Here is a 12526-nt window from a genome sequence, read left to right as displayed (position 1 = left end):
CTGATATTCCCGGCCAGGGATATCCCTGGCCGGTGAGCAAAGCCGTTATAAATTCCGGCTCAAACAGTTTCAGGCTTTTTTCCCGAGGCGCCCCATAAACAGGTTCAGCAGGCTTTTTATCTCGCTTGAACCCAACAGGCGGGCGGAAACCATGTATACAATGATGCCTGCGAAAACCGCGGCCAAAGGCCTCACCACCTGCTGGGTGACAGATTCCTGTGCGCCCCAGACGATCCAGTAGGCCATGATGTAGATAATCACCCCCATAAAACCACTGGCCAGGGTCATGCGCCACAGGGAATCCATTATCCTGCGCCCGCCCATGGGGCCCACCTTGCGCCTTAGCAGATAAACCAGACCTCCCAGATTAGCCATGGCCGAAATGCTGGTGGCCAAAGCCAGACCCACATGAGCCAAAGGCCTCATCAGGGCCAGGCTGAAGCCCAGGTTGATCAAAAGGCAAACAGCCGCCACCTTGACCGGTGTCTTGGTGTCTTTAAGCGCGTAAAAGGCAGACACGACGCTCCTGGTGCCGGCAATGGCCCACAGGCCCAGCCCATAGGCCATAAGTGCCTGGGCCGTGGCCCAAGCACTTTTGTGGCTGAATTCACCTCTGGAAAACAAAAGGCTCACCACAGGCTCGGCCAGCACGATCAGCCCCACCATGGCAGGCAGGTTTATGAAAAGGGTCAGGCGCAGGGCATAGCCCATGGTTTCCATCATGCCTTTTTGATCATCCTGAGCCGCCTGGCGGGAAAGGCTCGGCAAAACCGCGGTGGAAAGCGCTATGGCAAAGATCCCCAGGGGGAACTGGATAAGGCGGTCTGCATAATATAAATAGGAGACCGAGCCCGAAGGAAGGTAAGAGGCCAGCATGGTGTTCATCAGAACGGTTATCTGGTAGACTGCAGCCCCAAAAGCGGCCGGGCCCATAAGACGCCCAACCCTTCTCAAGGCCGGATTTTTAAGGTTAAGGTTTGGGGTCAGGGGAACGCCCTTCTGGCGCAGATAGGGAATCTGCAAGGCCAGTTGGCAGATGCCGCCCAATATAACCCCCAGGGCCAGGCTTAAGACCTGGGGATCCACCAAAGGCGCCAAGGCCACTGCTGACCCGATTATGCATATATTCAGAAGAACCGGGGCGCTGGCAGGAGCGAAAAAATGCCCCATTGAATTTAAAACCCCGCCCGCCAGGGCCACCAGACTGATAAAAAAGATATAGGGAAAACAAATTCTGGTGAGATATACGCTCAGGGAAAAAGCCTGGCTTTCCTTTTCAAATCCCATGGCTACAATGCCAACCACCTGTTCGGCAAAAACCACACCTAACACAGATACCAGAAGCAGAGCCAAAGCCAGGACTCCATAGGTGGAGCGGGCCAGTAAAAAGGCTTCCTCTTTACCTTTTCTTTGGAGAACTTCCGTAAAAACAGGTATAAAAGCAATAGTGAGGGTGCCTTCGGCAAACAGCCTCCTCAACAGGTTGGGAATGCGGAAAGCCACAAAAAAGCTGTCCGCACTGGCTTGGGTGCCAAAATAATAGGCGATTACCATATCGCGAATAAAGCCGCCAATACGACTGGCAAGAGTGGCTAAACCCACTACTGAAGCCGCGCGGGTGATTTTCTGTTTCTCATGTGCCGAAGACATTAATAAATCCCTTGACAGAAGGGCTTTAGCCCTATAGAAGTTCTGAATTGATTATCCGCCTATTATTGACATAGGCTTTTAATTTTTGAATCATCAGCCAATACTCGGAGGATCGCAAGTTGGCAAATCATGTTTCCGCTTTGAAAAGGGCCCGCCAGAGCCTGGTCCGCAGGGATCGTAAACGCGCTACCAGGAGCAAGGTGCGCAATCTCATTAAAAAAGTCGCCGTTGCTTGTGAAGCCGGTGATGCCGAACAGGCCCAGACTGCCCTGAAAACCGCCGTGCCGGCAATCTACAAGGCCGCCGGTAAGGGTGTCTGGCATGCCAACAAGGCCTCGCGCAAGGTTTCCAGGCTTACCCGTCAGGTCAACGCTGTCAGCGCCTAAGACCTGCCTGGACCCCCGCCCGGCTTCGGGCGGGGTGGCCTTTTTGCCTCCCGCACAGATCAAACAACAATCTCTCCATGATAACCCGGTCCGCACCAGGTGAGGACTTGAAGGCCCGGTCCGCCTTGAGGATCAGCTCCAGGGCATGACCCAGAGTGGACATGGACTCGCGCTTGGCCCTTGCCGTAAGGGTGGCTAAAGCCTTGGGCGGAACTCGTAAAGAGCGCTGCACCTGGGACTGGCCACCGCCCTGCTCCAGAATCTGCCTTACCTCTAAAAGTTGCCTGAAAAGCCTTGTGATCATGGCCAGGACCTTAATGGCGGGCTCACCCAGGGCATAGAGCTGGTCCCAGGCTGTAAGGGAGCGGCTAAGCTCTCCTGCGGCCAGGGCATCTGTAAAATCAAAGATGCCGTATAACCTGCCCTTGCCTGAAACAGCCAATACATGCTCAAGGGAGATTCGTTTCTCCGCGCCCACATAGAGGCTTAGCTTTTCAATCTCTGAATCCAAAGCGCCCAAGCCAAGTGCGCCCAGCTCTGCCAGGCGCTCCGCCGCCCTGGGGCCGAGCTGTTTTCCACGCACCCTGGCCCTTTCCTGCAAAAAGGCTGGTATCTGATTGGGATAAAGCTTTTTGATTATCCGGATCTTGCCGTTTTTCTTTAAGGCTTTGGCAAACTTGGTTCTTGCGTCCAGTTTACCGCCGGTAAAGACCAGGCAAGTGAAAGGTGAAGGATCCTTAAAGTAATCCAGGAACTGATTCAGCTTGTCCGCCTTGTAATGCTCCGGTCCGCTCACCATCACCAGCCGCCTTTTACCCAGAAAAGGCAAGGTTTGGGCGCTCTCCAGCACCTTGGAGGGGGGCGTCTCCTCGGCCAGGAAACGTTCCACATTCAAAGAAGGATTGGTGTTGAAGGCCGGTGCCTCCAAAAACAAGCCCGCCTCACGGTTTACCAGGAAATCTTCTTCCCCGAACACACCGTAAAGCGGGCCCACCTCTTCCGAGGCCAGTTCAGGCCAGAACAAAGCGCCTTTGGGTTTGCCGGGCTTTGCCCCGCCGTTTTTCATCTGGACTTATCCCCGAGTTAATAGCCTAGAAGTTCTCAAACACGCGGTCGTGCAGGGTCTGGGCCAGGTCTTCGGCCAGTTCCCTGATGGCCTCGTTCTTGTTGATCTCCGTTGACTGGGGTGTGGCGCCCACGCTATAGGTGCGGCGCTCTTCTATGTTCCTGCCGCTCCAAAGAACCCTGCCGTCCCTGGTGCGGGTGAGGCTGGCGTCCACTGTCATGGTGATGCGCCTCTGGCGGCTTGTCTCAGTGGCGGAAAGCGCAATATCCTTGATCTCGGATTTCACGATAACGCCCTTGAGAACAGAATCGGCCTTGCCCCTGCTCACCACGGTGAGAATCTGGCTTCTGGTGAACTCAAAGATCACCTGGTCGGTGAACACGGTCTCGGCCCGTTCCTCACCGCTTCTGTTTTCAAAAACCGGGATCTGTATGGTGAGCACATCCGGAGGCAGGTTGTTCAACTTGCCGCGGAAGCTGTATCCGCAGGCGCTGACTGCCATAGCCACGCAGATCATAGCGAGCACCAGATACTTTTTCAAGAGGTCCTCCTTAAAATGGGCTGTCCAAGGATCAGGCCCCAAAATCCGGGGCTCTTTTTAACGGCCAAGCTTAACCCGCACAGGTGTTTGCGAGCCGCCTGCTAAGCCTTTATAGCATAAACCAAGGCGGTCAAGCCAATATGCCCGAAACCGCCTTGGCCGTGATATCAGATTACAATATTTACCAACTTGCCTTGAACCACGATCACCTTTTTGATCTCATGGCCCTCGATAAAGCCCTGCACCTTTTCATCATCCAAGGCGGCCTTTTTCAAGGCTTCATCGTCTGCATCGCTCGGCAGGGTGAGTTTGGCCCTCACCTTGCCGCGCACCTGGACCACCACCAGCTTTTCAGCCTTGACCAGGGCGGCTTCGTCATACTCGGGCCAGGGCTTTTCAATCAAAAAGCCCTCGTGCCCGAGGCGCTGCCAAAGCTCATCGGCAACATGGGGCGCCATGGGGCTGATCAGCACAACCGCCGCTTCCATGGCCTCACGCAGCACGGCTGCCCGGTTGGGGTCTTTTTCCAGATCCTGGTTCTGCTGCACCAGGCTTATCAGGTTGACCAGCTCCATGACCGCTGCAATGGCGGTATTAAACTGGAACCTGTTATTCACGTCATCGGTGACCTTTTTAATGGTCTCGTGGGTCTTGGCGTGCAAATCTGCCAAGGGGCCTTTGAGCTTGACTTTCCCGGAGAAGGACTTGGCGCCCTTGGCTTCCTCGGAAACGGCCAGGCCCAACCTCCACAGGCGATTGATAAACCTGTGAGCGCCGTCCACACCCTTGTCCGACCAGTCCAGATCCCTTTCCGGCGGAGCTGCGAACAGGCTGAACAGACGCACAGTGTCCGCGCCATAGCGCTTGACCATGCTGTCCGGGTCCACCACATTGCCCTTGGACTTGGACATCTTGGAGCCGTCTTTAATGACCATGCCCTGGGTGAGCAGGTTCTTGAAGGGCTCGTTCTCTTCAATATAGCCCAAATCCCTCAGCACCTTGACGAAAAAACGGGAATACAAAAGGTGCAGGACCGCGTGTTCGATACCGCCGATGTACTGATCCACCGGCATCCAGTACTTAATCGCCTCGGGGTCCAGGACGCCCTTATCGTATTTAGGGCAGCAATAGCGTGCAAAGTACCAGGAAGACTCCATAAAGGTGTCCATGGTATCTGTCTCGCGCCTAGCCGGGCCACCGCATTTGGGGCAGGTGGTGTTCACCCAGGAATCCAGGGTCGGCAGAGGCGATCCGCCTGTCTCCGGCAGTTTGGCGTCCAGGGGAAGCTTGACCGGCAGGTTCTCCGCCTTTTCAGGCACCACGCCGCATTTTTCGCAATGCACCATGGGGATCGGCGCGCCCCAGTAACGCTGACGGCTGATACCCCAGTCCCTGAGCCTGTAGTTGATGGTGGTGCTGCCCTGCCCCTTTTTCTCCAGAGCCTCGGCAATGGCCTTTTGGGCCTCTTTGGTGGTCATGCCGTTGAACTCGCCTGAGTTCACCAAAGTGCCGTAATCGGTGTAGGCCTCGGCCATATTCTCCACGCCGACCGCGCCGTCAGGGCCTGCGATCACCTCCACCAGGGGAAGATCATATACCTTGGCAAACTCAAAGTCGCGCTGGTCGTGGGTGGGAACCGCCATAACGGCGCCGGTGCCGTAATCCATCAACACGAAGTTGGCCACAAAGATCGGCATCTCTTTGCCGGTCATGGGGTTGATGCAATAGGAGCCGGTGAAGACACCTTCCTTATGCTTGTCATCGGCGCGTTCACTCATGGACTGGCGCCCGACCTTGTCGATGAATTCCTTGACAGCCTTTTCCTGGCCGGTTCCCTGGGCCAGATCCATGGCCATGGGATGCTCGGGCGCCAAACTCATGAAGGTGGCTCCGAACAAAGTGTCGGCCCTGGTGGTGAATACGGTAATGGACTCGTCGGAATCCTTGATATTGAAAGTGATCTTGGCACCGTGGGACTTGCCGATCCAGTTGCGCTGCATGGTGAGAACCCGCTCGGGCCAGCCGGGCAGCTTGTCGATCCATTCCAGCAGTTCTTCGGCGTAATCCGTAATGCGGAAGAAATAGCCGTCCAAGGAGCGTTTCTCGGCCGGGCTGGCGCAACGCCAGCACAGACCGTCTTCAACCTGCTCATTGGCCAGCACGGTCTGGCATTTCTCACACCAGTTCACAAGTGAGCGCTTGCGGTAGACCAGGCCCTTTTCCCACATCTTGAGAAAAACAAGCTGTTCCCAGCGGTAGTAGTCCGGGTCGCAGGTGGCAAGCTCCCTGTCCCAGTCATAGGAAAAGCCCAGCATTTTAAGCTGGTCCCTCATGTAGTCTATGTTTTCATAGGTCCACTTGGCCGGGTGGGTGTTATTGGCAATAGCCGCGTTTTCGGCAGGCATGCCAAAGGCGTCCCAGCCCATGGGATGCAGGACGTTCATACCCTGCATACGCTTTATGCGGGCCACCACATCGCCTATGGAGTAGTTGCGCACATGGCCCATGTGAATACGGCCGCTGGGATAAGGGAACATCTCCAGCAGGTAGTACTTGGGGCGCGAGGGGTCTTCGGTAACCTGAAAGATGTTGTTTTTCTCCCAGGTTTTTTGCCACTTGGGCTCCAACTCTTCGGGTTTGTAAAACTCCGGATGGTTTTTCTGGTTTTCTGTCATGTTATGCAACACTTATGGTTCCGGCCCACGCATACCCGGCGGGTCTGGGTTAAAAAAACAAAAACAAACCTGCAATCAAAGGTATCTATCACAGGGCCGGTGAGTTGTAAACCTCATAGCCCCTGCCAAAATACGGGCGGCAGGGTTAATCATCCCAATACACTTGACTCGGCTTGTTTTATCAACAAATATGGTTTACCAAAAAGCCTTGGCAGGCTGCATTTCTAAAATGTATTGGCGGCTTAATGGGGTTTCCAGCCCTTTCGGGTGAACCGCAGGAAAACCTTACCCGTTCCTGAATCAAAATGCAGCGAAAAACAGGGCGATATTTCTTGTTTTGTCTTACATCGCGCCCTGGAGTTAAAGTTAAGCCCTAACAAAAATGCAACTTTCAATAATTTGGGATAAAGCGGCCTAAAATGATTATAGACGGACACACCCACGCATATCTCTCTGAAGATCTGGAAATTCTGCGTCAGCGTCTGGAAATGCTCGATAGTGAACTGGCCTCGGATGACCCCAACAAGTGGTCGCTTAAGAGCCGGGGTGACCTTGAAAGCCTTATTGCCTCCCAGGAAGAAGCCGGTGTGGACCAGATGGTGCTGTTGCCGGTAACCGGTAAAAAAGACAGGGTCAGCGAGCTTAACCACTGGTCTGCCCAGGCTGCGCGGAAAAACCCGCGCATTATTCCCTTTGCCACTCTTCATCCCAAGGGAGAAGCCCAAAAGGATTTTGAAGAAGCCATCGAACTGGGGCTCAAGGGCATTAAATTACACCCCTTTATCCAGCATTTCAGCCTTACAGACCCCCTTTGCCATAAACTCTTTGATTTGATCAGTGAAGCTTCACTGCCGGTTCTCACGGACACCTTGAGCAGAAAAGGACTGGTAAAGGCCAAGCCCCATATCAAATGGGTTATGGACGCCTTTAAATTTCATGGAGTGACCCCGGTGCAGATAGCCGAGATGGCCAAGGCCCATCCCGGGGTAAAGATAATAGCCGCCCACGGCGGATGCCTTTATGGCTGGGACCAGCTTGACCCCTTAATGAAGTTTGACAACATATACCTTGACATATCCTATTTAAACGGCCTGATCGAGCCCGAGGCCTTGGTTGCGCTCATAAGAAAAAAGGGAGCGGACCGGGTTATCTACGGCACAGACGCTCCCTGGCGCTCGCCTTTGGAATACCGCAGATGGTTTGACGGCCTCTCCTTGAGCAAAATGGAGAAACAGGCCATCCAAAGCCACACTCTTCTTTCCGTATTAAACTGAGCCTGCTCAATTGAGGGAGAGATATACCTTGAAGTGGTTTGTTTTTATTATGTTGGCGGCTCTTTTAATTGCAACCCCGGCCCTGGGGTCGGAAACAGCCTGTGAACAACAGGCCCGAAATTTTATATCCCTGCTTAATCAGGGAAACTTTTCAAAAGCAGCAGAGCTTTTTGACCAAAAAATGAAACAAGCCCTGCCGCCCGACAAGCTGGGACAACTCTGGAGCGGGCTCCTGGCTTCCACGGGTGAATTCAAAAAAACCATTCAAACCAGAACAAAGATCCAGGGCCTTTATCAGGCTGTGTTGGCCAGATGTGTCTTTGAAAAGCAACTAATTGATATAAAGATCGTTTTCGACCTGAAAAATAACATAGCCGGGTTATTTTTCCTGCCGGTTAAGAAAACCGCCGCAGGTCAGCCTGATTATGTAATCCCTGGCTCATTCAAGGAGATCGAGGTTAAGGTGGGCCAAGGCAAATGGGTCTTGCCCGGAACCCTGACTCTTCCCAAACAGGGCGGGCCTTTTCCGACGGTTGTTCTGGTGCACGGCTCAGGCCCCCAGGACAGGGATGAAACCATAGGCCCGAACAAACCTTTCAAGGACCTGGCCCGGGGCCTGGCCTCCAGGGGGATCGCCGTACTAGGCTATGACAAAAGAACCAGAGTCTATGGAGCCCAATCAGCTGAGAATCCCGCCGACCTGACTGTGCGGCAGGAAACCATTGAAGATGCAGTGGCTGCCGTTTCTCTATTGCAAAGCAAGTCAAGCGTGAAAAAAGACAAAATATTTCTTTTGGGCCACAGCCTGGGCGGCATGCTCATGCCGAGAATCGCTGAGGTTCAAAAAACCGCTGCCGGGTTTATCCTGATGGCAGCCAATGCCAGGCCCCTGGAAGACCTCATCCTGGAACAGACCCTTTTTCAGGCATCACTTAAGCCAGACCTCACGGCCAAGGACAAAGAGCACCTGGCCTTGATCAAAAAACTGGTGACAAAGATAAAAAACCTCACCAACCGGGAAACCTCCCAAGGCATGTTGCTCGGCGCTCCGCCTGCCTATTGGCTGGACCTCAAGGCCTACAACCCCGTTAAAGCGGCCAAGGCCATTATAAGGCCGGTTCTGATAATGCAGGGCGGCAATGATTGCCAGGTTAACAAAGACAGGGATTTTGGCCTGTGGCAAAAAGAACTTTCCCAAATGCCGAACCTGGAGTTCAGGTTCTATCCAAAGCTAAATCACCTTTTCATGAAAGTGGACGGCAAAAGCACCGGTAAGGAGTATCAGAACCCCGGAAATATAGACGTGCAAGTGATAGAGGATATCGCCGCCTGGGTTATGAAACACTGAAAAACAACATAGAGTTACCCCTATCCTTCTGTGGACGGGGGACAGGCCTCAAGATAAGTTTGGAGTTGTGTTAAATCCTCAATAACAGCTCTGGGCATTTTATGAAAAAGCGAACCACCAAAGACGGATCCGAGACCTTTTATAATGAAGAATATGGAGATCTGTATCACGCCACCACAGGGGCTGTTGAGGAGTCGTTTAGAAAATATATTGAGCCCTGTGGCATAGCCGAACTGGCCGCCCGAGGCAGGCTGGATTTATTGGATATTGGCTTTGGGCTTGGCTACAATTTTTGCGCGGCCCTGGATGCCGCCATGCAGGCCAACCCAGCTTGCCGGATCAATATAATCAGCCTGGAAAAGCACCAGGACATCCTGGCCAAAACCCAAGAGATCGCCCCGCATTTGCTCAGGCATTACCACTTGGTCCAAAGCCTGGCCTCCCTGGAAAACAAAAACCTGGCCTACGGACCTGTGAAACAGCTGCAAAAGGACAACCTTTGCCTGGAAATCATCATGGGTGGCGCCGAACAGATAGCGAAAAAACTCTTCCCCTCCCATGAAGCCCGCTTTGAAGCTGTATTGCACGACGCCTTTGCGCCCAGGAAAAACCCGGAGCTGTGGACAGCTGAGTTTTTCTCTGATATCAGGCTGCTTATGAAAAAAAAGGCCGTGCTTGCAACCTACAGCTGCGCAAGGCATGTGCGGGACAACCTCAAACAAGCGGGATTCACCGTATCCGACGGTCCCAAGGTGGGGAGAAGAGGGCCAAGTACAGTGGCGAAGAAAATATAAACCCACTCCGGCGATCAGGAAACGCCACACTGGCAACTGCTCCCCATTCCAAGGAACATTCCACCTGATTTATCTTCCCGCCTGAAAAAGGCCCTGCGGCAATGCCTTCGCAACATTCGTGCACTACAGACGAACCGTCAGAAAATTTGATATTGCCGGTGCGGAATATATTGATTTTCCCTTATCATCCCCCATGCCTTGGGAAAGGAAAAAGGCTACCAGGGAAAGGGAGGCCGCGATAATTGTGATTAGATCGGGGGAGGCTGTATTTGTATGGGTCTCCAAGTAAATCTGATTGGCCAGTAACGGCAGGTAGTGCACCAGACAAATGCCGAGAGAGGCCCACCTTGCCCAGGCAATCAGATATAGAGGCTATATCAAAAAGATTGCCTTTAATTTTTTGGGCGAGCAGATTTTTTACCTCTTGACTGGTTGATACGGGAGTTCCGTTTTGTTTGATTAAATTCCTGGTGTATTCTTCAAAAACAGTCTTCAAATTCTTATTTGACTACAAAACAGGGGTGCCCGTTTCCTTTTGGTTAAAGACCAACTGATTACGGAGATGGTTAAACCTTAAGGGGTAATTAAAGACTCGTTCATATTCAGAGATGTCATGAGGTTTATAATATTTAAAGCAGGCTTCTTTCAGAAATACGGGCTGCCCGGTGAGCACTTTACAATACTTTAAAATTCCGGCCATTCTCAGATCTAGCAAATAACGGTTCAGGTCATATTGCGGGTTGGTCATTTCAATCTGAAGCTTAAAAAAACCTTCCTCAATATTTAACGTAATCTGCTAACTTTGAGCATAGACCTTTTGGTATTCACAATACTTTTGAACGGCTTCTCCCAAAGCCTCACGGTTCAGCAAAAGATGACCCAATATGTTGGACAGGCCGATGAATACCTCGCCTGCATGCAATCCAAAGAATTGGTCTTTGGTTAAAAAAAACCGCATTGCCTATGATATCAGCCAATTGAAGATCGCTGATCTGGTTGCCCGGTGAATCCATGATATCGGGCGCCATACCGATATCATTCAAGATACGGCTGAATTTAAAGCCGTGTCTTTCAATGGCTACGGATATCGGAATTATTTTGGCAACTGCGATGCTGCTCATATTATTCAATTAAAGTTGCCCGGCTCCCCCCTGGCCGGGCAGACGGTCGACTAAGTACACTCAGCAGAGGACATGTTTATACAGTCAATTTGGCGGCGAATCAGTTCGTTTTCAAATTCCAGGTACTTATCCAGGTCCCTGGCATCGTAGTTCAAAAGCTTCTTCACCCCCAGAAAATAATTGACCGGAAAACCGGCCAAGCGTTCGGCGGCTGCCATGGCCCTCTGGTCCATTTCGGCCAGGGGAACCACTTCGTCCACCATGCCGAGCTTAAGGGCGTTTTCAGCCGAGATATCTTCCCTGGTGAGCAGAATTTTGCGGGCAGCAGGCCTGCCGAGCATTCTGGAAAGGAAAAAGGCCCCGCCGCCTTTGGGCAACAGGTCAAGATCAATATTGAAATTTTGATATATAGTGTCGTCTGAGATGATACGGTAATCACAGGCAAGGCCTATGTTCATGCGCAGCAAACTGATCTTTCCGCTGTCAACATAGACTATAATTTTATTAAGGTTGATAAGTTTAAGGATTATCTGATTGATTCCGTTATAAATTCTTTCAAGGCTGATATTGCCTGAAGCGGAACTCATCAGATTTTTATGAAATTCAAAAAACTCCTTACGCTCCATCTTAACCGGTGAAGCCTTGATAAGGATAACCTTTATCTCATCACTACGAGAAATGAAATCCAAATATTCCATAAGGATTTTTTTGAAGCTCAAATCAATCAAATGGGAAAACTGGTTATCTTTAAAAGAAAGAACCAGCACATTATCCTTTTTCTCCCCCCAAAAAAGAGACTTCTTTACATCTAAAGATGTAATGCCCATTTGTTCTCTCTCCTTTTAAGGCCTTGCGAATTATTCAACAGGCAAGAGCCTTGTTAAATCCTCAGGCTCAACTTGTCATAGTTTTTTCCAGATCCTTTTTACGCAGGTTGTCACCGGCTACACCGGTGGCTATAAAGTCCACCAGCGAATCTACAACTTGAGTGATCTCCGCCTTGTATGTAGGGCTTCCCTGGGCTGAAAGCCTTATACTGCACATTCGCATGCAATGAGACAAGGCCCCCACTCCATAATGAAGCCTCCACAAAAGATCCTCTTTGGGCATCTCCGGCAGGGCAAGACTCATTGTATTGTAAAATATAGTAAAGGATTGAACGAACAGGCCGGTAAAAATATTTCTGATTTTGGCGTTTGCTTCCCACATGGCCCGTCCTTCCAGGGCCATAAAACGGTTTCTATCCGGCAGGGACCTGCTTTTCTCGAAAACAGGTTCTATAAAAGCTTCGACAGCTTCCCTGATTTCGGGCGGGCGGCCTTCACTTTGAGCCTGTTTTTGTACTTCACTAAGCTGTTGAACCTGCCGGGCAATTGTCGGCCCCAATCGGCTTTCGAGAAGTGCCTTTATCAAACCCATCTTTGAGCCAAAATGGTAGTTCACCGCCGCCAGGTTGACGTTCGCCTCATCAGCCAGATGCTTTATGGTGGTGCGCTGAAAGCCATGCACCGCAAAAAGTTCTTCCGCAGTATTCATTATGCGGGTTTTGGTGTTGTCCCTGGCTTGTTCTTGCATAACTGCCATGTTTCTCCCCTTTGGCATTTATCCAAGTCTGACCGGCTGCCCGCAAAAGGCGATGACGGCCATTTGCGGGCAGCTTGGCTAAGCTTA

At 51.8% G+C, this 12526-nt stretch carries 12 protein-coding genes; 4 read left to right on the top strand and 8 right to left on the bottom strand.

The window, feature by feature from the left end; all coding sequences use genetic code 11:
- Nucleotides 1-69 precede the first annotated feature (69 nt).
- Entirely contained in the window at nt 70-1650 is a 1581-nt protein-coding gene (gene murJ, locus X474_RS20575) for a murein biosynthesis integral membrane protein MurJ (protein WP_044351660.1), read from the bottom strand.
- A 119-nt stretch (nt 1651-1769) separates the two neighbouring features.
- On the opposite strand from murJ, the gene rpsT reads away from it, so the two are divergent.
- Entirely contained in the window at nt 1770-2036 is a 267-nt protein-coding gene (gene rpsT / locus X474_RS20570; protein ID WP_044351658.1) for a 30S ribosomal protein S20, read from the top strand.
- Here the strand turns inward: rpsT and holA are convergent.
- The 3 genes from holA to leuS all read right to left on the bottom strand — a co-directional run bounded on the left by holA (nt 2026) and on the right by leuS (nt 6318).
- A complete protein-coding gene (gene holA / locus X474_RS20565) occupies nt 2026-3102 on the bottom strand; it encodes a DNA polymerase III subunit delta (protein WP_044351656.1) in 1077 nt (358 codons plus the stop codon). The genes rpsT and holA overlap by 11 nt on opposite strands.
- Nucleotides 3103-3127: 25 nt before the next feature.
- On the bottom strand, nt 3128-3643 hold the full coding sequence (lptE, locus tag X474_RS20560) for an LPS assembly lipoprotein LptE (RefSeq protein ID WP_044351654.1): 516 nt from the start codon (nt 3641-3643) through the stop codon (nt 3128-3130).
- 167 nt (nt 3644-3810) lie between these two features.
- On the bottom strand, nt 3811-6318 hold the full coding sequence (gene leuS / locus X474_RS20555) for a leucine--tRNA ligase (RefSeq protein ID WP_044351721.1): 2508 nt from the start codon (nt 6316-6318) through the stop codon (nt 3811-3813).
- 419 nt (nt 6319-6737) lie between these two features.
- On the opposite strand from leuS, the gene X474_RS20550 reads away from it, so the two are divergent.
- The 3 genes from X474_RS20550 (at nt 6738) to X474_RS20540 (ending at nt 9734) form a co-directional block, all read left to right on the top strand.
- Nucleotides 6738-7592, top strand: a complete 855-nt coding sequence (locus tag X474_RS20550; RefSeq protein WP_044351653.1) for an amidohydrolase family protein — start codon at nt 6738-6740, stop codon at nt 7590-7592.
- A gap of 28 nt (nt 7593-7620) precedes the next feature.
- Nucleotides 7621-8940, top strand: coding sequence for an alpha/beta hydrolase (locus tag X474_RS20545; RefSeq protein WP_052515459.1), 1320 nt, complete (start codon nt 7621-7623; stop codon nt 8938-8940).
- A 101-nt stretch (nt 8941-9041) separates the two neighbouring features.
- Nucleotides 9042-9734, top strand: coding sequence for a tRNA (5-methylaminomethyl-2-thiouridine)(34)-methyltransferase MnmD (locus tag X474_RS20540; protein ID WP_044351651.1), 693 nt, complete (start codon nt 9042-9044; stop codon nt 9732-9734).
- A 508-nt stretch (nt 9735-10242) separates the two neighbouring features.
- Here the strand turns inward: X474_RS20540 and X474_RS27335 are convergent.
- The 4 genes from X474_RS27335 to X474_RS20520 form a co-directional block, all read right to left on the bottom strand.
- Complete coding sequence (locus X474_RS27335) at nt 10243-10482, bottom strand: AraC family transcriptional regulator ligand-binding domain-containing protein (protein WP_044351648.1); 240 nt, start codon at nt 10480-10482, stop codon at nt 10243-10245.
- Between the two features lie 109 nt (nt 10483-10591).
- Entirely contained in the window at nt 10592-10864 is a 273-nt protein-coding gene (locus tag X474_RS26330) for a hypothetical protein (RefSeq protein WP_156360864.1), read from the bottom strand.
- Nucleotides 10865-10905: 41 nt separating this feature from the next.
- Nucleotides 10906-11682 (bottom strand): enoyl-CoA hydratase/isomerase family protein, encoded by a 777-nt coding sequence (locus tag X474_RS20525; RefSeq protein WP_044351646.1) that lies wholly within the window; start codon nt 11680-11682, stop codon nt 10906-10908.
- Nucleotides 11683-11749: 67 nt separating this feature from the next.
- Nucleotides 11750-12439, bottom strand: coding sequence for a TetR/AcrR family transcriptional regulator (locus X474_RS20520; protein WP_044351644.1), 690 nt, complete (start codon nt 12437-12439; stop codon nt 11750-11752).
- Nucleotides 12440-12526 lie beyond the last annotated feature (87 nt).

This window comes from Dethiosulfatarculus sandiegensis, from assembly GCF_000931935.2.
GTDB classification, from domain to species: Bacteria; Desulfobacterota; Desulfarculia; order Desulfarculales; family Desulfarculaceae; genus Dethiosulfatarculus; species Dethiosulfatarculus sandiegensis.
This window is presented reverse-complemented; position numbering and strand designations above follow the sequence as displayed.

Bases quoted from the DNA above. Each gene is read 5' to 3' on its own strand.
- X474_RS27335 (WP_044351648.1), bottom strand. From the start codon at position 10,482: ATGACCAACCCGCAATATGACCTGAACCGTTATTTGCTAGATCTGAGA.
- holA (WP_044351656.1), bottom strand. From the start codon at position 3,102: ATGAAAAACGGCGGGGCAAAGCCCGGCAAACCCAAAGGCGCTTTGTTC.
- X474_RS20525 (WP_044351646.1), bottom strand. From the start codon at position 11,682: ATGGGCATTACATCTTTAGATGTAAAGAAGTCTCTTTTTTGGGGGGAG.
- leuS (WP_044351721.1), bottom strand. From the start codon at position 6,318: ATGACAGAAAACCAGAAAAACCATCCGGAGTTTTACAAACCCGAAGAG.
- X474_RS20550 (WP_044351653.1), top strand. From the start codon at position 6,738: ATGATTATAGACGGACACACCCACGCATATCTCTCTGAAGATCTGGAA.
- X474_RS20520 (WP_044351644.1), bottom strand. From the start codon at position 12,439: ATGGCAGTTATGCAAGAACAAGCCAGGGACAACACCAAAACCCGCATA.
- murJ (WP_044351660.1), bottom strand. From the start codon at position 1,650: ATGTCTTCGGCACATGAGAAACAGAAAATCACCCGCGCGGCTTCAGTA.
- X474_RS20540 (WP_044351651.1), top strand. From the start codon at position 9,042: ATGAAAAAGCGAACCACCAAAGACGGATCCGAGACCTTTTATAATGAA.